22 protein-coding genes are annotated in these 19,352 nt (G+C 66.9%); 17 read left to right on the top strand and 5 right to left on the bottom strand.

The genetic code is table 11. The features are described from left to right. Window positions 1-6: 6 nt before the first annotated feature. The 17 genes from LJ656_RS11470 (at window position 7) to fliR (ending at window position 16,033) form a co-directional block, all read left to right on the top strand. Window positions 7-717 (top strand): flagellar hook assembly protein FlgD, encoded by a 711-nt coding sequence (locus LJ656_RS11470; protein WP_230509541.1) that lies wholly within the window; start codon window positions 7-9, stop codon window positions 715-717. Between the two features lie 52 nt (window positions 718-769). After that, window positions 770-2,284 (top strand): flagellar hook protein FlgE, encoded by a 1,515-nt coding sequence (locus LJ656_RS11465; protein ID WP_230509540.1) that lies wholly within the window; start codon window positions 770-772, stop codon window positions 2,282-2,284. Window positions 2,285-2,301: 17 nt separating this feature from the next. Further along, window positions 2,302-3,060 (top strand): flagellar basal-body rod protein FlgF, encoded by a 759-nt coding sequence (flgF, locus tag LJ656_RS11460; protein WP_230509539.1) that lies wholly within the window; start codon window positions 2,302-2,304, stop codon window positions 3,058-3,060. A 62-nt stretch (window positions 3,061-3,122) separates the two neighbouring features. Then, window positions 3,123-3,911, top strand: coding sequence for a flagellar basal-body rod protein FlgG (flgG, locus tag LJ656_RS11455; protein WP_075303397.1), 789 nt, complete (start codon window positions 3,123-3,125; stop codon window positions 3,909-3,911). A 28-nt stretch (window positions 3,912-3,939) separates the two neighbouring features. Continuing rightward, a complete protein-coding gene (flgH, locus tag LJ656_RS11450) occupies window positions 3,940-4,650 on the top strand; it encodes a flagellar basal body L-ring protein FlgH (protein WP_230509799.1) in 711 nt (236 codons plus the stop codon). 2 nt (window positions 4,651-4,652) lie between these two features. Then, window positions 4,653-5,822 (top strand): flagellar basal body P-ring protein FlgI, encoded by a 1,170-nt coding sequence (locus LJ656_RS11445; RefSeq protein WP_230509538.1) that lies wholly within the window; start codon window positions 4,653-4,655, stop codon window positions 5,820-5,822. 12 nt (window positions 5,823-5,834) lie between these two features. Then, a complete protein-coding gene (gene flgJ / locus LJ656_RS11440; protein ID WP_230509537.1) occupies window positions 5,835-6,836 on the top strand; it encodes a flagellar assembly peptidoglycan hydrolase FlgJ in 1,002 nt (333 codons plus the stop codon). 245 nt (window positions 6,837-7,081) lie between these two features. Beyond that, a complete protein-coding gene (locus tag LJ656_RS11435; RefSeq protein ID WP_230509536.1) occupies window positions 7,082-7,855 on the top strand; it encodes a flagellar brake protein in 774 nt (257 codons plus the stop codon). 190 nt (window positions 7,856-8,045) lie between these two features. After that, window positions 8,046-10,040 (top strand): flagellar hook-associated protein FlgK, encoded by a 1,995-nt coding sequence (gene flgK, locus LJ656_RS11430; protein ID WP_230509535.1) that lies wholly within the window; start codon window positions 8,046-8,048, stop codon window positions 10,038-10,040. A gap of 11 nt (window positions 10,041-10,051) precedes the next feature. Further along, complete coding sequence (gene flgL, locus LJ656_RS11425) at window positions 10,052-11,275, top strand: flagellar hook-associated protein FlgL (protein WP_230509534.1); 1,224 nt, start codon at window positions 10,052-10,054, stop codon at window positions 11,273-11,275. 193 nt (window positions 11,276-11,468) lie between these two features. Then, window positions 11,469-11,969, top strand: coding sequence for a flagellar basal body-associated protein FliL (gene fliL, locus LJ656_RS11420; protein ID WP_230509533.1), 501 nt, complete (start codon window positions 11,469-11,471; stop codon window positions 11,967-11,969). 58 nt (window positions 11,970-12,027) lie between these two features. After that, entirely contained in the window at window positions 12,028-13,026 is a 999-nt protein-coding gene (fliM, locus tag LJ656_RS11415; protein ID WP_230509532.1) for a flagellar motor switch protein FliM, read from the top strand. After that, the gene (gene fliN, locus LJ656_RS11410) at window positions 13,019-13,465 is read left to right on the top strand and encodes a flagellar motor switch protein FliN (protein ID WP_230509531.1); all 447 of its coding nucleotides are present in this window, start codon (window positions 13,019-13,021) and stop codon (window positions 13,463-13,465) included. Before fliM ends, fliN begins: the two co-directional genes overlap by 8 nt. Next, a complete protein-coding gene (fliO, locus tag LJ656_RS11405) occupies window positions 13,462-14,070 on the top strand; it encodes a flagellar biosynthetic protein FliO (protein WP_230509530.1) in 609 nt (202 codons plus the stop codon). The genes fliN and fliO overlap by 4 nt, the downstream gene beginning before the upstream one ends. Then, window positions 14,070-14,921, top strand: a complete 852-nt coding sequence (gene fliP, locus LJ656_RS11400; RefSeq protein ID WP_425605922.1) for a flagellar type III secretion system pore protein FliP — start codon at window positions 14,070-14,072, stop codon at window positions 14,919-14,921. The genes fliO and fliP overlap by 1 nt, the downstream gene beginning before the upstream one ends. Window positions 14,922-14,949: 28 nt before the next feature. After that, a complete protein-coding gene (gene fliQ / locus LJ656_RS11395) occupies window positions 14,950-15,219 on the top strand; it encodes a flagellar biosynthesis protein FliQ (protein WP_230509529.1) in 270 nt (89 codons plus the stop codon). 31 nt (window positions 15,220-15,250) lie between these two features. Next, complete coding sequence (gene fliR / locus LJ656_RS11390; protein ID WP_230509528.1) at window positions 15,251-16,033, top strand: flagellar biosynthetic protein FliR; 783 nt, start codon at window positions 15,251-15,253, stop codon at window positions 16,031-16,033. Between the two features lie 33 nt (window positions 16,034-16,066). Here the strand turns inward: fliR and LJ656_RS11385 are convergent, their stop codons facing one another. The 5 genes from LJ656_RS11385 to fliE all read right to left on the bottom strand — a co-directional run bounded on the left by LJ656_RS11385 (window position 16,067) and on the right by fliE (window position 19,277). Beyond that, window positions 16,067-16,417 (bottom strand): EscU/YscU/HrcU family type III secretion system export apparatus switch protein, encoded by a 351-nt coding sequence (locus LJ656_RS11385; RefSeq protein ID WP_230509527.1) that lies wholly within the window; start codon window positions 16,415-16,417, stop codon window positions 16,067-16,069. Beyond that, the gene (fliK, locus tag LJ656_RS11380) at window positions 16,417-17,892 is read right to left on the bottom strand and encodes a flagellar hook-length control protein FliK (RefSeq protein WP_230509526.1); all 1,476 of its coding nucleotides are present in this window, start codon (window positions 17,890-17,892) and stop codon (window positions 16,417-16,419) included. The genes LJ656_RS11385 and fliK overlap by 1 nt, the downstream gene beginning before the upstream one ends. Before the next feature lie 54 nt (window positions 17,893-17,946). After that, a complete protein-coding gene (locus LJ656_RS11375) occupies window positions 17,947-18,273 on the bottom strand; it encodes a flagellar protein FliT (RefSeq protein WP_230509525.1) in 327 nt (108 codons plus the stop codon). After that, window positions 18,270-18,704 (bottom strand): flagellar export chaperone FliS, encoded by a 435-nt coding sequence (gene fliS / locus LJ656_RS11370; protein WP_230509524.1) that lies wholly within the window; start codon window positions 18,702-18,704, stop codon window positions 18,270-18,272. The genes LJ656_RS11375 and fliS overlap by 4 nt, the downstream gene beginning before the upstream one ends. A 231-nt stretch (window positions 18,705-18,935) precedes the next feature. Then, complete coding sequence (gene fliE, locus LJ656_RS11365) at window positions 18,936-19,277, bottom strand: flagellar hook-basal body complex protein FliE (protein WP_230509523.1); 342 nt, start codon at window positions 19,275-19,277, stop codon at window positions 18,936-18,938. Window positions 19,278-19,352: the final 75 nt, after the last annotated feature.

Raw genomic sequence — 19,352 nt, 5'->3', positions numbered from 1 at the left:
CTCGCCTTGACCACCAGCACCACCATCGGCAGCAGCGGCACGACCGTTTCGCAGACGCTGCTCGACACGATGAACGGCACCGGCAGCTCGACGAGTTCGAGCGGCTCGTCGGGCACCTCGCCCACCGACCTGCAGAACACCTTCCTGCAACTGCTGGTCGCGCAATTGAAGAACCAGGACCCGACCAATCCGATGGACAGCTCGCAGATGACTTCGCAGCTCGCGCAGATCAGCACCGTGCAGGGCATCAGCCAGCTGAACACGTCGCTCAGCTCGCTGTCGACCCAGCTCGCCGCCGGCCAGCAGTCGCAGGCCGCGCTGCTGATCGGCTCGACCGTGCTCGCGCCCGGCAGCTCGATCTCGGTGGCAAGCGGCAAGACCGGCGAATTCGGCGTATCGCTCGCGAATTCGGTGAGCGACCTGCAGGTCGTCGTGAAGAACTCGGCCGGCACGATCGTCAATACGCTCGACCTCGGCAAGCAGTCGGCCGGCACGATTCCGGTCAGCTGGACGCCGACCGACTCGGCCGGCAACACGCTCGCCGACGGCACCTACACGATCACCGCGACCGGCACGATCAACGGCGCGGCGGCGACCGCCAGCACGCTGGTCGGCGCGACCGTCCAGGGCGTCGTGCAGCAGGCGAGCGGCAGCGCGGGCCTCGTGCTGTCGAACGGCTCGACCGTCGACCTGACCAGCGTCGCCGCGATCCTCTGACGCGGCGCGGCCACAGCAAACAAGTCACGACTTTCCAGATACGGAGTACCTCATGGGTTATCAGCAAGGATTGAGCGGTTTGTCGGCGTCGTCGAGCGATCTCGACGTGATCGGCAACAACATCGCCAACGCGAACACGGTCGGCTTCAAGAGCGGCACCGCCGAATTCGCCGACATGTACGCGAATTCCGTCGCAACCGCGACGAGCCAGCAGATCGGTATCGGCACGCAGCTCGCGGAAGTGCAGCAGCAGTTCTCGCAAGGCACGCTGGCCACGACCAACCAGGCGTTGAACGTCGCGATCAACGGCAACGGCTTCTTCCAGATGTCGAACAACGGCACGTTGACCTATTCGCGCAACGGCGTGTTCCAGCTCGACAAGAACGGCTATATCACCAATGCGCAGGGTCTCGATCTGATGGGCTACGCGGCCAACAGCGCGGGCGTCATCAACACCGCGCAGACCGTGCCGTTGAAGGTGCCGACCGCGAACATCGCGCCGACCGCCACCACCAAGATCAGCGCGGGCCTGAACCTGAACGCGCAGGACGCGCTGATGCTCGGCGCGCCGACCGTGACGAAGGGCACCGGCAACACCGGATCGCTGAACACGACCGGCGCGACGATCACGGATGCGAGCGCGGGCACCAACACCGACAGCTACAAGATCACGTTCGACGGCGCCGGCGGCTACTCGGTGCAGGACACGACGTACCCGAACTCCACGCCGGTCACCGGCACCTTCACGGCGGGCACCGCGATCGCGCTCGGCAACGGCCAGAGCATCACGTTCAGCGGCACGCCGGCGGCCAACGACAGCTATACGATCGCGCCGAATCCGACCGCCTTCAACCAGGCCAGCTCGACGACCTACAACTATTCGACCAGCACCACCGCGTACGACACGCTCGGCGGCTCGCAGACGGTCAACATGTACTTCGCGAAGACCGCGGCCGGCACGTGGAACGTGTATGCGGGCACCTCGACCGGCACCGCATCGCTGGTCGGCACCGCCAACTTCAATTCGTCGGGCACGCTCGTCAGCACGACCGACGCGAACGGCGTCGCGACCTCGACGCTCGGCGCGTTCACCGTGTCGATCCCGACCAGCGACGGCTCGTCGACCCCGCAGAACATCACGCTGAGCCTCGCCGGCACCACCCAGTACGGCGGCAAGGACGGCGTAAACAGCCTGTCGACCGACGGCTACGCGGCGGGCCAGCTGACCAGCTTCACGGTCGGCTCGGACGGCACGCTGACCGGCAACTACTCGAACGGCCAGACCGCCGCGCTCGGCCAGATCGTGCTGGCGAACTTCTCGAACCAGAACGGTCTCGTCGATCTGGGCAACAACCAGTACGGCCAGACCTCGGCGTCGGGCGTCGCGCAGATCTCGGCGCCGGGTTCGACCAATCACGGCGTGCTGCAAGGCGGCGCGGTCGAAAACTCGAACGTCGATCTGACCAGCGAGCTCGTGAACCTGATCACCGCGCAGCGCAACTATCAGGCGAACGCGCAGACGATCAAGACGCAGCAGACCGTCGACCAGACGCTGATCAATCTGTAAGCCAACGGGACCCTCTCATGGATCGGCTGATCTACACCGCGATGTCGGGCAGCACGCAGGCGCTCGAACAACAGGCGATCGTCGCGAACAATCTCGCGAACGCATCGACCACGGGCTTTCGCGCGCAGCTCGAGACTTTCCGCGCCGTGCCGCTGGCGTTCGGCGACGGCAGCTCGATCAACGACGACACCACCCGCACCTTCGTGCTGTCGTCGACGCCGGGCGCGGACTACACGCCCGGGCCGATCCAGCAGACCGGCAATCCGCTCGACGTGGCGATCCAGGGCCCGGGCTGGCTGGCGGTGCAGACCGCCGACGGCAACGAGGCCTACACCCGCGCCGGCAACCTGCACGTCGATCAGAACGGCCAGCTGGTGAACGCGACCAACCAGGTCGTGCTCGGCAACGGCGGGCCGGTGTCGGTGCCGCCGGGCGCGCAGATCACGATCGGCAAGGACGGCACGGTGTCCGCGCTGACGCCCGGCGATCCGCCCACGGCGGTCGTCACCGTCGATCAGCTGAAGCTGGTGAACCCCGATCCGCAGTCGCTCAAGCGCGGCGACGATGGCCTGTTCAGGACCGCCGACGGCAACCCCGCCGACGCCGATCCGGCCGTCACGCTCGCACCGGCGTCGCTCGAAGGCAGCAACGTCAATCCGGTCGCCGCGATGGTGTCGATGATCACCAACGCGCGGCAGTTCCAGATGCAGACGCAGATGCTGCAAAACGCCGACAAGAACGATCAGTCCGCCAACCAGCTGCTCAGCTTCAGCTAACGAATTGCCACCGGGCCGCGGCAAGCGCACGAGCGCGCCGCGCCCGCAAATGGAGAACCATAGTGAACCGCTCTCTCTACATCGCCGCCACCGGCATGAACGCGCAACAGGCGCAGATGGACGTGATCTCGAACAACCTCGCGAACGTCAGCACCAACGGCTTCAAGGGCTCGCGCGCGGTGTTCGAGGATCTGCTGTACCAGACCATCCGCCAGCCCGGCGCGAACTCGACGCAACAGACCGAACTGCCGTCCGGCATCCAGCTCGGCACCGGCGTGCAGCAGGTCGCGACCGAACGTCTGTACACCCAGGGCAACCTGCAGCAGACCGGCAACTCGAAAGACGTCGCGATCAACGGCGCGGGCTTCTTCCAGGTGCAGATGCCCGACGGCACCACCGCGTACACCCGCGACGGCTCGTTCCAGACCAACGCGCAGGGCCAGCTCGTGACCTCGAGCGGCTACCAGGTGATCCCGGCGATCACGATTCCGACCAACGCGACTTCGCTGACGATCGGCAGCGACGGCGCGGTGTCGATCACGGTGGCCGGTTCGAGCAACACGCAGCAGCTCGGCACGATGCAGATCGCGACCTTCATCAACCCGGCCGGCCTCGACGCGAAGGGCGAAAACCTGTTCGCGGAAACCGCTTCGTCGGGCGCGCCGAACGTCGCGCAGCCGGGCCTGAACGGCGCCGGCACGCTCAATCAGGGCTACGTGGAAGCGTCGAACGTGAACGTGGTGCAGGAACTGGTCAACATGATCCAGACCCAGCGCGCGTACGAAATCAACAGCAAGGCCGTGACGACCTCCGACCAGATGCTGCAGACCTTGAGTCAGATGCAGGTTTGAGGCCCGGGAATAAAGGCGGTAAATGATGATGTCGCACTCCACTCGTACTCCGGTTCATTCGCGCACCGGCCACGCGCTCGCGCAGCTCGCGCTGGTCGCGACGCTGGCCGCCGCGCTCGGCGGCTGCGCGCTGGTGCCGAAACAGCCGATCGTCCAGCAGCCGATGATCGCGCAGCCGCCGGTGCCGCCGCAGGCGCAGGCGCCGGGCTCGATCTACAACCCGGGCTACGCGGGCCGGCCGCTGTTCGAAGACCAGCGTCCGCGCAACGTCGGCGACATCATCACGATCGTGATTGCCGAGAACATCAACGCGACCAAGAGCTCGGGCGCGAACGCGAACCGCAAGGGCAACACCGCCTTCGACGTGCCGACCGCCGGCTTTCTCGGCGGCCTGTTCGCGAAGACCAACCTGAGCGCGACCGGCGCCAACGGCTTTGCCGGCACCGGCGGCGCCAACGCGTCGAACACCTTCAACGGCACGATCACCGTCACGGTGACCGGCGTGCAGGCGAACGGCAACCTGGTCGTGAGCGGCGAGAAGCAGATGCTGATCAATCAGGGCAACGAGTTCGTGCGCTTCTCCGGCGTCGTCAATCCGAACACGATTTCGAGTCTGAACGCGGTGTACTCGACCCAGGTCGCCGACGCGAAAATCGAGTATTCGGCCAAGGGTTACATAGACGAAGCGCAGAACATGGGCTGGCTGCAACGCTTCTTCCTCAACGTGGCGCCGTGGTGACGATGGCTACTTTGCTCAACACCGTGTCGCGCGCGGGCCGCGCGTTGCTGCTCACGGCGCTCGCCTGCGCGGCGCTGCCGCTCGCCGCGCCCGCGCACGCCGAACGTCTGAAGGACCTCGCGCAGATCCAGGGCGTGCGCGACAACCCGCTGATCGGCTACGGCCTCGTGGTCGGCCTCGACGGCACCGGCGACCAGACCACCCAGACGCCGTTCACCACCCAGACGCTCGCCAACATGCTGGCGAACCTGGGCATCTCGATCAACAACCAGGCGGCCGGCTCCAGCAACTCGCAATCGTCGCTGTCGAACATCCAGCTGAAGAACGTCGCCGCGGTGATGGTGACGGCGGTGCTGCCGCCGTTCGCGCGGCCCGGCGAACAGATCGATCTGACCGTGTCGTCGCTCGGCAACGCGAAGAGCCTGCGCGGCGGCACGCTGCTGCTCACGCCGCTCAAGGGCGCCGACGGCCAGGTGTATGCGCTCGGCCAGGGCAACGTCGCGGTCGGCGGCGCCGGCGCGAGCGCCAACGGCAGCAAGGTGCAGGTGAACCAGCTCGCGGCCGGGCGCATCACCGCCGGCGCGATCGTCGAACGTGCGGTGCCGACCGCGGTCTCGCAGGCCGGCACGATGCAGCTCGATCTGAACGACATGGACTACGACACCACCCAGCGGGTGGTCGCCGCGATCGACAACGCGTTCGGCAGCGGCACCGCGACCGCGCTCGACGGCCGCACGATCCAGTTGCGCGCGCCGGCCGATCCGCAGCAGCAGGTCGCGTTCATGGCGCAGTTGCAGAACCTCGACGTGCGACCCGGCCAGGCGGCCGCGAAAGTGATCCTGAACGCGCGCACCGGCTCGATCGTGATGAACCAGATGGTCACGCTGCAAAGCTGCGCGGTCGCGCACGGCAATCTGTCGGTGGTGATCAACACGCAGCCGGTGGTGAGCCAGCCCGGCGCGTTCTCGAACGGCCAGACGGTGGTCGCGCAGCAGTCGCAGATCCAGATGAAGCAGGACAACGGCGCGCTGAAGATGGTCAACGCCGGCGCGAACCTCGCCGAAGTGGTGAAGGCGCTCAACGCGCTGGGCGCCACGCCCGCGGATCTGATGTCGATCCTGCAAGCCATGAAAGCGGCCGGTGCATTGCGCGCCGACCTGGAAATCATCTAAGGAGTCCAGCAGATGAATGCGGATACCAGCAAGGCCCTCACCGCGGGCAGCGACCTGTCCAGCCGCTTCGCGCTCGACGTGCAGGGTTTCGGCGCGCTCAGCGCACAGGCCAAGGCATCGCCGCAGGCCGGCATGAAGATGGCCGCGCAGCAGTTCGACGCGGTCTTCACGCAGATGATGCTCAAAAGCATGCGCGATGCGACGCCGCAGGACGGGCCGTTCGATTCGCACGACAGCGCGACTTTCACGTCGATGATGGATCAGCAGATGGCGCAGCAGCTGTCGAAGAAGGGCATCGGCGTCGCCGATGCGATGCTCAAGCAGCTGATGCGCAATCAGGGGATGCAGGTGAGCGGCGCGAACGGCGGCGCGGCGGGCGGTCTGGCCGGGATGGCCAACGCGCTCGGCGGCGCCGGCGGCGGCAACGAAGGGCAGAGCGCCGCGCTGAACGCGCTCGCGCGCGCCTACGGCAATGCGCAGGCCAACGGCCAACTCGCGCTCGGCAAGGGCTACTCGGCCAATAGCGCGCTGACCCCGCCGCTGCGCGGCGACGGCAGCTCGTCGAAGGTCGATGCGTTTGTCGACAAGCTGGCCGCGCCGGCCCAGGCCGCGAGCGCCGCGACCGGCATTCCGGCGCGCTTCATCATCGGTCAGGCCGCGCTCGAATCGGGCTGGGGCAAGAGCGAGATCAAGAAGGCCGACGGCTCCACGAGTCACAACGTGTTCGGCATCAAGGCGGGCGGCGACTGGACCGGCAAGACCGTCTCGACGGTCACGACCGAATACGTGAACGGCAAGCCGCAGCGCACGGTCGAGAAATTCCGCTCGTACGACTCGTACGAGGAGGCGATGAACGATTACGCGAGTCTGCTCAAGGGCAATCCGCGTTACGCGCAGGTGATCAATTCGTCGCGCGACGTGAACGGCTTCGCGCACGGAATGCAGCGCGCCGGTTATGCGACCGACCCGCATTACGCGAAAAAGCTGATGTCGATCATGCAGAAACTGGGTTGAGCGCGGATGCCGGCCATGGGCGTATCGGCGACGCGGGGTTTTTAACGTTTGCGCAAAATCCGCGGCAAATATTTAGTGAAAATCCCTAAATTTTGCCGCGATGCTGCCGCTAACGAAGTAGACCCGATACCGGAATAGCGCTGTAAGGTCCGGTCGAACGCGTGGGTCGCGGCTACCCGGCAGAGCGTCAATGTCCCGGTCCGGCTGCGGCACTCGCCCGCAAGAACAAGCAAACCGGCAAGCTCATGAATATGAACCAGTCGAACGGCCAGGCCGACCTGCGCGGCCAGCCGCACGTCCCGCAAAACGAAAGCGTCCCCGACTTCGGCCGCCGCAACCCGCTCGAGATCGGCGTGCAGTTGCGCAATCTCGTCAATCGCGGCGATTTCCTCACGGTCGAATACGCGGGCGGTCAGCTCGTCACGCGACTGCTCGACGTCGACGTGCGCGAGCGTACCTTCACCTTCGATTGGGGCGCGCTGTCCGATCAGAACCGGGGCCTGCTCAGCGCGCCGCGCTGCCAGTTCCACGCGTCGCCCGACGGCGTGCGCGTCGAGTTCGCGACCGCGACGCCGCGCGAGACCCGCTTCGAAGGTCTGCCCGCGTTCGAGGCCGACTTCCCCGAAGTGCTGTTCTACGTGCAGCGCCGCGAGTACTTCCGCGTGAGCGCGCCGATTCTCGATCCGTTCATGTGCACCGGCCGTCTGCCCGAGGGCGACCCGTTCCGCTTCGAGGTGCACGACCTGTCGCTGGGCGGGGTCGGCATGCGCACCGCCGACGAGCGCGTCGCCGAACTGCCGATGGGCACGCGCCTGCTCGACTGCGAACTGATCCTGGGCGCGCTCGGGCGGCTGTCGCTCGATCTGCAGCTGGTGTCGCACCGCTCGCTGGCGATGCCGAACGGCACGCAGCGCTATCAGCTCGGCTTTCGCTTCCTCACGTTGCCCGGCAGCGCGGAAAACACGCTGCAAAGACTGATCACGCAGCTCGAAATGAAGCGCCGCTCACTGGTGCGTTAAGCCGGCGCAGGCACGCGCCGCGGCCGCGGCGGGTGCCGCGCCTTTGCCCGACGAAGCAAACGTTGCACCGCCCGCGCGGCAGCGGTCGACGCAGGGGCGGCGGGCCTTAATTTTTCCTGCCGCGGGCCGTTAAACGGAATATTCCAGCAACGCGGCGGCAGCACTGCACGACCGCCCTTCAGGATGACGCATGTCCAGCAATCTCTTGTCTATCGGCCTTAGCGGACTGAACGCGGCCCAATGGGGTTTGACGACCACCGGCGAGAACATCAGCAACTCGTCGACCCCCGGCTATTCGATGGAAACCGTCGTGTACTCGGAGACGAGCGGCAGCTACACCGGCTCCGGCTATCTGCCGATGGGCGTGTCGACCGACACCGTGCAGCGCCAGTACAGCCAGTATCTGGCGACCCAGCTGAACAACGCGCAGTCGGCGGGCAGCGCGCTCAGCACGTACAACACGATGATCACGCAGCTCAATAACCTGGTCGGCAGCCCGACCGCGGGGATTGCGAGCGCGATCGGCAGCTTCTTCACCGGCCTGCAGAACGTCGCGAACAACGCATCGGACGTCTCGACGCGGCAGACCGCGATCAGCGACGCGCAGACCCTCGCGAACCAGATCAACGCGGCCGGCGCCCAGTACGACTCGCTGCGCGCGAGCGTCAACACGCAGCTGACCAACGCGGTCACGCAGATCAACACCTACACCGCGCAGATCGCGTCGCTGAACACCCAGATCACCCAGGCAAGCGCGCAGGGCCAGCCGCCGAACCAGCTGCTCGACGCGCGCGACCAGGCGGTCTCGCAACTGTCGCAACTGGTCGGCGTGTCGGTCGTGCAGGACAACGGCAGCTACAGCCTGTTCATGTCGAACGGCCAGCCGCTCGTGCTGTCGGGCAACAGCTACAACCTGGGCACCCAAACTTCGTCGGGCGATCCGAGCGAGCTGTCGGTGACCTACCTCGGCCAGGCCGGCTCGAAGGCCGTGCAGACCCCGCAGACGCTGTCCGACACCGCGGTATCCGGCGGCACGCTCGGCGGCCTGCTGCAATTTCGCTCACAGACGCTCGACCCGGCCGAAGCGCAACTGGGCGCGATCGCGACCAGCTTCGCCGCGCAGGTGAACCAGCAGAACGCACTCGGCCTGACGCTGACGGGCAGCGCCGGCGGCGCGCTGTTTACCGTCGGCACGCCGACCGTCTACGCGAATTCGCAGAACACCGGCACGGCGACACTCGGCGTTTCTTTCGCCGACGCGACCCAGCCGACCACCGGCGACTACACGCTGTCGTACGACGGCACCAACTACACGCTGACCGACAACGCGACCGGCAGCATCGTCGGCGCCGCGCAGAATCTGAACAAGCCGATCGGCGGCCTGCAGTTCTCGGTGGCGAGCGGCTCGTTGAAGGCCGGCGACTCGTTCTCGGTGCAGCCGACCCGCGGCGCGCTCAACGGCTTCGCGCTCAGCGCCACGTCCCCATCGGCGATCGCCGCGGCCGCGCCGGTGCTCGCGTCGGCGTCGGCGTCGAACACCGGCAGCGCAAAAATCACGCAGGGCACGGTCAGCGCCGGCTACAGCGCGCCGACCAGCAGCTCGACCATCACCTATACCGCCGGCTCCGGCCTGAGCGGCTTCCCGCCCGGCACGGTGGTGACGGTGGCCGGTTCGCCGTCCACCTCTTACCCGATCGGCTCCTTGACCGACGTGGTGCCGTACTCGGCGAGCAGCGGCGCGACGCTGACCATTACCAACCCGGGCAATTCGACCAATGCCGGCGTGATGAACAACGTGACGGTCACGCTGAGCGGCGCGCCGGCCGACGGCGACACCTTCACGATCGGGCCCAACACCGGCGCGACCACCGACGGGCGCAACGCGCAACTACTGTCGAACCTGACCTCGGCGAAAGTGCTGGGCGGCGGCACCTCGACGCTGACCACCGCGTACGCGTCCTACGTGAACCAGATCGGCAACCAGGCGTCGCAGATCTCGACCTCCGCGACCGCGCAAAGCACGCTGGTCACGCAGATCACGTCCGCCCAGCAGTCGGTGTCGGGCGTCAACCTCAATGAAGAAGCAGCGAACCTGCTTCAGTACCAGCAGCTTTATCAGGCCAACAGCAAGGTCATTCAGACCGCGCAGACGCTGTTCCAGACATTGCTCGGCATCTTCTCGTAAGGCGTTCAATCATGCGAATTTCCAGCGCGCAGTATTTCAGCATGAACGTGTCGACGATGAGCGACCAACAGGCTCAGCTGTCGAACATCTACCAGCAGATTTCCAGCGGCAAGAGCCTGACCACGCCGGCGGACAATCCGCTCGGCGCGGCGCAGGCCGTGCAGCTCAGCTCGACGGCGACCGCGCTGTCGCAGTACACGACCAACCAGGGCGCCGCGCTGTCGTCGCTGCAGGCGGAAGACTCGACGCTCGGCAGCGTGATCACCACGCTCAATAGCATCAACACGCTGGGCATTCGCGCCGGCGACGGCTCGCTCAACGACGCGGACCGTTCCGCGATCGCGACGCAATTGACGACCCTGCGCGACCAGCTGCTGACCTACGCGAATGCGACCGACAGCAACGGCAATTCGCTGTTCTCGGGCTTTCAGAACGCGAAGCAGGCGTTCACCACCGACGCGAGCGGCGCCGTGGTGTATTCGGGCGACACCGGCACCCGCACCGTGCAGGTCACCGACACCAACCAGGTAGCGACCAGCGACAACGGCGCAGCAGTGTTCCTGAGCGCCGGCTCGGTCAATGCCCAACCGGTCGCGAGCGGCAATTCGGCCAACACCGGCACCGGCGTGATCGGCGCGGTGACGGTCAACGATCCGACCAATGCGGCCAATGCTCACTCGTACCAGATCGCGTTCAGCGGCAGCGGTTCGACGCTGAGCTACACGATCACCGACACCACCACCGGCGTGGCGGGCAGCGCGCAACCCTATACCGAGGGCGCCAACATCACGATGGGCGGGCAGACGGTGGCGATCACCGGCACCCCGGCCGCCGGCGACGGCTTCTCGGTGCAGCCGGCGAAGCAGGCGGGCACCGACGTGTTCGCCAACCTGAACGACATGATCTCCGCGCTTCAGCAGCCGGTGCAGGGCAGTCAGGCGGCCGTCGCGACTTTGCAGAACGCGCTGAACAAGGGCCTGTCGCAGCTCTCGAACACGCTCGCCAACGTGACGACGGTGCAGGCGTCGGTCGGCGGGCGCGAGCAGGAAGTGAAGGCGCTGCAGACGGTCACGCAGACCAACTCGCTGCAAAACGCGAGCGACCTGTCGGATCTGACCGAGACCAACATGGTCACGACGATCAGCAAGTACACGATGGAGCAGGCCGCGTTGTCGGCGTCGCAACAGGCGTTCGTGAAAGTCCAGGGCCTGTCGCTGTTCCAGTACCTGAACTGATCGCGGGCCATCGTCAGTCGATCGGAAAGCCGGCGCGAGCCGGCTTTTTTGCGTCCGGCCGCGCCCGCGCCCGTGCCGGCGCGCGCAAAAACCGGAGATAGCCCGCAATAACCCTTCTGTTCGAGCCATCGCCGCGCGTCCAGATCAACAACAATCACCGTAACCCTGACTAAAGGCTAGCAATAGCAACACTATGGCAACCACGACCGCTCCCCAGCAAGCCGCGCCCGCGTCGCCGGGCCCGTTGAAACGCATCATCCTGATCGTTCTGATCGCGCTGATCGCCGCGGGCGCCGCCGGTGCCGGCGTGTGGTTCTTCATGTCCAAACGCGTGCACAGCGCCGCGAGCGTCGAAGCCGCATCGCTGCCGCCGGCCGTGCCGCTGTTTTTCCCGCTCGAATCGATGACCGTCAACCTGCAGTCGGACGACGGCGCGCAGCATTTCCTGCGCATCGGCCTGACGCTCAAGCTCGGCGACGCCGCGACCCAGCAGGAACTGACCGATCACATGCCCGAAGTGCGCAGCCGCATCCTGCTCGCGCTGTCGAACAAGCATCCGGAAGAGCTCGCGCCGCTCGACGGCAAGCGCGCGCTCGCCGACGAACTGAAAACGCTGATCAGCCAGCCGGGCGACAAAGGCTCCGCGCCGATCCGCGTGCAGGACGTGCTGTTCACCGAATTCGTCGTGCAGTGACGTGACCTTGTCTAGCGCTGCATTCATCAACCGCCAAGGGACGCACGAGGAATAACCGATGGGCCACGAAGAGTTCATGTCCCAGGAGGAGGTCGATGCCCTGCTCAAGGGCGTCACCGGCGAATCCGACACCGAAACCGAACAGAGCGAACGCGCCGGGATACGGCCGTACAACATCGCGACGCAGGAGCGGATCGTCCGCGGCCGGATGCCCGGCCTCGAAATCATCAACGACCGTTTCGCGCGCCTGCTGCGCGTGGGCATCTTCAACTTCATGCGGCGCTCGGCGGAAATTTCCGTCGGCCCGGTGAAGGTGCAGAAGTACAGCGAATTCACCCGCAACCTGCCGATCCCGACCAACCTGAACCTGGTCCACGTGAAGCCGCTGCGCGGCACCTCGCTGTTCGTGTTCGACCCGAACCTGGTGTTCTTCGTGGTCGACAACCTGTTCGGCGGCGACGGCCGGTTTCATACGCGGGTCGAAGGGCGCGATTTCACGCAGACCGAGCAGCGCATCATCATGAAGCTGCTGAACCTGACGTTCGAGCACTACGCCGCGTCGTGGAAAAGCGTGCGGCCGCTGGCGTTCGAATACGTGCGCTCGGAGATGCACACGCAGTTCGCCAACGTCGCGACGCCGAACGAAATCGTCATCGTCACGCAGTTCTCGATCGAGTTCGGCTCGACCGGCGGCACGCTGCATATCTGCATGCCGTACTCGATGATCGAGCCGATCCGCGACGTGCTGTCCTCGCCGATCCAGGGCGAGGCGATGGACGTCGACCGCCGCTGGGTGCGGGTGCTGTCGCAGCAGGTGCAGGCGGCCGAAGTCCAACTGACCGCCGACCTCGCCGAGGTGCCGGTCACGTTCGAACAGATCCTGAACATGCGCAAGGGCGATGTTCTGCCGATCAACATCCCCGAGAAGATCACCGCCAAAGTGGACGGGGTGCCGGTGATGGAATGCGGCTACGGAATTTTTAATGGTCAATACGCGTTGCGGGTCCAGAAGATGATCAGCGCAGCCGACACGATGAAGGAAGGTGGATATGAGTGACCTGAACGCAAGCGCCGAAGCGGAACTGCCTGCCGGCGGCATCAGCGCCGAGGAAGATGAGGCGGCGATGGCCGACTGGGCGAGCGCGCTCGCCGAGCAGAACGGCAACGCCGAAGTGAATCCGGCCGCCGCTGGCGTGTTCCAGCCGCTGTCGAAGGTCGAACCGACCACGACGCACAACGACATCGACATGATTCTGGACATCCCGGTCCAGATGACGGTCGAGCTCGGCCGCACCAAGATCGCGATCCGCAACCTGCTGCAACTCGCGCAGGGCTCGGTGGTGGAACTCGACGGCATGGCCGGCGAGCCGATGGACGTGCTGGTCAACGGCTGCCTGATCGCGCAGGGCGAGGTGGTGGTCGTCAACGACAAGTTCGGCATCCGGCTGACCGACATCATCACGCCGTCCGAACGCATCCGGAAGCTGAACCGATGAAACGCGTGGCCGGTCGCGGCGTGATCGTTGCGTCGCGCGATGTTTTTCTGTTGCAACGGCTCGGCGCGGGAAGCGCTGTACGCGTAGTTTGCGCGCTGTGTCCGGCTGCCGTGCTCGGCGCGGCCGCGTTGCTGGCGCCGGCGGCCGCCGCTGCCGCCGATATGAACGCGGTCAATCACGCGACGCAGATCGCCTCGGGCGTCGGCGCGGGCAGCGCGGTTCCGGCGCTCGGCGTCGGCGCGGTGCTGCAAACGCTGGTCGGCCTCGCGGTGGTGATCGGGCTGGTGTTCGGTTGCGCGTGGCTCGCGCGCCGCTTCGGCGTGCAGTCCGGCCAGCGCGGCGGGCTCGTGAAGACGGTCGGCGGCGCATCGCTCGGCGGCAAGGAGCGGGTCGCGGTGGTCGAGATCGGCGACACGTGGCTGGTGCTCGGCGCGGCCCCCGGCAACGTGCGGCTCCTGCACACGATGCCGGCAGGCGCGGTCGCGGCCGAAGCGGTCGCGGGTAACGCCGCGCCGCTGTCGGGCAGTTTCGGTCAACGCTTTCGCGACGCCCTGAAAGGCGAAGTGGGCAAACGTTTCAACGCGCACGGCGGCGGGGAGCGGTGATGCAGTTCAGTTTCATGCAGTTCGACGGCCACCGCGCGGTTGCGCGCACCGGCCCCGAGGTTCGGGTCGTCCGCTTCGTCACGCTGCTGCAGCGCGCGCTGCCGCTTCTGCGGTTTGTGCCGCTCGCGCTAGCCGCGCTGCTGTTCGCGCTGCCGGACGTATCGTTCGCGCAGACCGCCGGCCTGCCGGCGTTCCATACGAGCCCCGGCCCGAACGGCGGCACCACCTACTCGCTGAGCGTGCAGACGATGCTGCTGCTCACGATGCTGTCGTTCCTGCCGGCGATCCTGCTGATGATGACCAGCTTCACGCGCATCATCATCGTGCTGTCGCTGCTGCGCCAGGCGCTCGGCACCACCACGACGCCGCCGAACCAGGTGCTGACCGGCCTCGCGCTGTTTCTCACGCTGTTCGTGATGGCGCCGGTGCTCGACAAGGCCTATACCGACGGCTACAAGCCGTTCTCCGACGGCACGATCACGATGGACCAGGCGGTCGCGCGCGGCGTCGCACCGTTCAAGACCTTCATGCTGCGGCAGACCCGCGAAAGCGATCTCGCGCTGTTCGCGCGCATCTCGCACGCGGCGCCGATGCAGGGCCCCGAAGACGTGCCGCTGTCGCTGCTGGTGCCGTCGTTCGTGACCAGTGAACTCAAGACCGGCTTCACGATCGGCTTCACGATCTTCATTCCGTTCCTGATCATCGACATGGTGGTCGCGAGCGTGCTGATGTCGATGGGCATGATGATGGTGTCGCCGGCCACGATTTCGCTGCCGTTCAAGCTGATGCTGTTCGTGCTGGTGGACGGCTGGCAGTTGCTGCTCGGCTCGCTCGCGCAGAGCTTCGTCTGATCTTTACCGTATTTCCGAGGCACTCACGATGACACCCGAAGCAGTGATGACGCTGGCCCACGAGGCCATGTACGTCGGCCTGATCCTCGCCGCGCCGCTGTTGCTGGTCGCGCTGGTGGTCGGTCTGGTGGTGAGCCTGTTCCAGGCCGCGACGCAGATCAACGAATCGACGCTGTCGTTCATCCCGAAGCTGCTCGCGATCGCCGCGACGATGGTGATCGCCGGCCCGTGGATGCTGACGACGATGCTCGACTATCTGCGCCACACCTTCAGCGCGATTCCGACGCTGGTCAACTGAGCGCGCGCGCTTTTACTTCGCCGTCCTTGCGATGTTCACGGTCACCTACGCGCAACTGAACCTGTGGCTGACCGCGTTCCTGTGGCCGTTCGCGCGGATCGCCGCGCTGATCGCGACCGCGCCGGTGTTCGGCAACGCGTCGATGCCCGCGCGCGTGAAGATCGGTCTGGCCGCGTTCACCACCATCATCGTCGCGCCGACCATCGGCGCGCTGCCGCAGGTCACGGTGTTTTCCGCCGATGGCGTGTGGATCATGGTCAACCAGTTCCTGATCGGCATCGCGCTCGGCGTGACGATGCAGATCGTGTTCCAGGCGATCGATGCGACCGGCTACTTCATTGGCCTGGGCATGGGGCTCGGCTTCGCGACCTTCTTCGACCAGCAGGCGACCGGCTCGGGCGTGGTGATCTCGCGCTATATGACGACGATCGCGACGCTGGTGTTTCTCGCGGTCGACGGTCATCTGCAAATGCTGGCGGCGCTGGTGACGACGTTCCAGTCGGTGCCGGTGACGGCCAACCTGCTCGCGCCGCACGGCTGGCAGGTGCTGGCCGGCTGGGGCGCGACGATTTTCTCGGCGGGGCTGCTGCTGTCGCTGCCGGTGGTCGTCGCGCTGCTGATCGCGAACCTCGCGCTCGGCATCCTGAATCGCGCGGCGCCGCAGATCGGCGTGTTCCAGATCGGTTTTCCGCTGACGATGCTGGTCGGCCTGCTGCTCGTGCAGCTGATGCTGCCGAACATGATTCCGTTCTTCGTGCGGCTGTTCGATAGCGGGATCGATGAAATGGGGCGGGTCGCGGCGGCGTTGCGATAACGGTGTCGTGAACCAGCAGGCGCGGCTCGAAAGTTAGCGCTTGCCGGGCCGCTCGACGGCGACCACGTCGACCACATCGGCTTCGTTGCCGGCGGCAGCGTGCGCCGGCGCGTCCTCGGCGCCGCTTTCGAGCCGGTGCAACCACGCGAGTAGTTCCGCGACCGCCTGATACAGCTGCGGCGGAATCCGCGCATCGAGATCGACCTGCATCAGCAGCGACACCATCTCGGGCGCCTCGTGCACGTACAGGCCCGCTTCCTTCGCGCGCTGCACGATCATCTCGGCGAGCAGCCCGTAACCCTTCGCGACCACGCGCGGCGCCGCGTCGCCGCCGTGAGCGTCGTAGACGAGCGCGGCCGCGCTGCGGCGGTGCGTGCGGCTCATCAGATCTCCCAGTCGAAGTCGTCGCGCGCGGGGCTCGAACCGCCCGGCGTGGGGCGCGCGCCGGCAGCCGTGGACGCGGCGGAACCCGCGCTCGCCGAGCGCACATAAGCGGACGCCGCCTGGCTGGCCGCCGCGCCGCTCGCGGCGCCCGGCATGCCGCCGCCGATCTCCCTGATCGTCAGTCCCTGCAAGTCGAGTCCCGCCGCCGCCAGCCGCAGGCGAAAGCTCTCGCCCTGGGTCGCGAGCCGCGCCGCGCCCTGCGGACTCGCCTGCACCCGCGCGCTCAGGCGCGTGCCGGTGAGGATCAGTTCCGCGTCGACGGTGCCGAGCGTCGGCAGCGACAGCGTCAGGCGCGTGCGCCACGGTTGATCGTCTTCGCTCGCGAGGCCGCCGCCGCTGCGGTCCCATTCGTCGCCGTCCTGTTCGACCGTCCAGTCGAGCCGCGCGCCGGGCCACGCCTCGCCGCTCCAGCGAAACTGCCCGGTCGCCAGCAGATCGAGTTGCTGGCGCACCAGCGGCACCGTCGCCGGATGCACCGCGGCCGCCAACGCCTGCGCATTCTGCGACGAAGCGGACTCGGCGCCCGGCGCGGCGCCGCCGTGCAGACCCGGATGCGGCGCCGGCCCGCTCAGATCGGACATCGAACTGGCTAGCAGTTCGCCGGCCGCAAGACGCGCGGCCTGCGCGGTCAGGATCGACGGTAGCGGGTGCGCGCCAGTATTGGTTTCGGACGGCGGCCCGTTCGGCGTGCCGGCTTGCGTTGCAGCGGGCGCTCCACTCTGTGCGCCATTCCCGCCATTCCCGCCGGCCATCGCGCGCGACGCGCCATCGGGCGGCGCGCCAGCCTGACCCGGCCAGCCGCCGGCGCTCTGCGCGGCGGCATCGCCGCTCGTGCCGCTTGTGCCGTTCCACCCCGGCGGCGCTGGCGAGCCGGCGACCAGGCGGTTTTGCGGCTCGCCCGCGAGTTCGGCCGGCGTGCGTTGCCCGCTCAGCCATGCGGCAAGGTGCGCTTCGTAGAACAGCCCGCTGTCGCCGACCGTGCGTTCGAGCGCGGCCGCGAGCGCCGCGACCGGCACTTCGGCGGCGGCCACGCGCGCGGCGGCGGACGTCGCGCTAGCGTTTGTGTTTGCGGTAGCAGCGTTGGGGGTGGGAGCGGAGGCAGCAGGGGAAGCCGCGGGCGCGGAGCCGGCCACGTCGAGCGCGGGCGCGGCCGGCCAGATCGGCGTCTGGCCGAGCACGGCGGGCGTCGCGTCGCCGCCCGAAGCGGCGATCGCATTGAGCGTCAGCGCGACCGCGGACAGCGCGGTCTGCGCAGACGGAGTCGCCGCGGGCGTGGTGTTAGGGGTGACGTTGGCCGGTGCGGTATCGACGCCGGCCGCGCCGGTTTGCGAGGTGGTCGCGGCGCCCGGCGCGATGTTCAGCAGGCTGTCGATCCGGCTCGAAAGCACCGAGGCGACCGAGTCGATTGCGTTCATGCCGGTTCCCTGGACGCATCGGCGTCAATGCGTCCGATGCCTTGATTTCTGTGGTCAGCGCGCGCCGTACATTTCCTTGAGCACGCGCGTCGGCCGGCCGGCGAACAGCGCGGACAGCGCCGCCATGCGCGGATTGGCGAGGTCGCGGATCGCGGCGTCGTCGGCGAGAATCTGGCGGATCAGCGCGTACTTGCGCAGCCGCTCGGTTTCGTCGAGCTTCACGCCGTCGTCGGCTTCGCGCAGCGCGTCGACCAGCTGCCGGTACTCGTCCTGCAAATGGGCGAGTTCGCTCCACAGCGCGCGCCGGGCCGCCACCAACATCTGGCAGGACAGCGCGGCGAGCGCCTCGTAGCGGGCGAAATATTCTGCGTTCGATGTCATCTCAGGCTTTCCGCGGCTGGCTGGGCTGCCATCCGCGCGACCTCCGGGGCGATCCCGACCCATGCCTCTTCGAGGGTCGCGAGCAGACGGTCCACTTCGACCAGCATCGTCTCGCTCTGACTGATATTCGCTTCGAGCAAACGGCGCGAAATATAGCTGTACAGCGCGTCCAGGCGCGCCGCGATTTCGCCGCCCACTTCCAGATTGAGCGAGCTTTGCAAGCCGCTTTCGACGATCCGGATCGCCTTGCTGATCGCCATTCCGCGCTCGGCCACGTTGCCCTGCTGCAGATGCATGCGCGCCTGGGCGATCGCCTGGCGCGCACCCTGGTACAACAACACGATGAGACGATGCGGACTTGCGCCCATCACGGCCGTCTCGACACCCACGCGTGCATATGCGTTGGCTCCAGCGTGTCCCGGGGAAAACATCGGCGCTCCTCCTGTTGATCCTGACTGCGGTTGATTCGTGGCATGGGCGTGGCGCGCGTGCATGCGTGCCGCGATGGGCCTGTAAGCTGGTTATCGGATAGCCGGCGACAAAGCTTTAGGCCGATGTAAGGAGGGCGGGAAAGCGCGCGCCGATGCGCGGCGAGGCCGCCCGGCGACTTGCCGGGCAGCCTGCGAACCGATGCCGCGCGGCGGCCTCGCGCGAAACGTCGCTCAGACCGACATCTGCGCGATGTCGTTGTAGGCGGAAACCAGCTTGTTGCGCACCTGCAGGCCGAACTGGAAGCCGATGTTGGCCTTCTGCATGTCGACCATCACGTCGTTCAGCGACACGTTCGACGAGCCCAGCTCGAACGCCTGCGATTCGCTGACCGCGGTCTGCTGGTCGTTGCTGATCTTGTCGAGCGACGCTTTCAGCGCCGACGCGAAACCGGTCGGGGTGGCCGCGCCGGACTGTTCCGCCGCCGCGGCCGGGGCAGCGCCGCCGGCAGCCTGCGCCGCCATCGCCTGCATCTGTTGCAGCGCGGACGATAGCGCGTTCACGGGCATGCTCATGTTTTCTCCGTTGTTTGATTCACCGGCGTGCGGACAGGCGCACCGATCTGACCGAAAGCATAGCAAGCGGCCCCG

It is taken from the genome of Paraburkholderia sejongensis, assembly GCF_020880815.1.
Classification (GTDB): domain Bacteria; phylum Pseudomonadota; class Gammaproteobacteria; order Burkholderiales; family Burkholderiaceae; genus Paraburkholderia; species Paraburkholderia sejongensis.
Note: the sequence above shows the minus strand (reverse complement) of the source record. Positions and strands in the feature narration are given on the sequence as shown.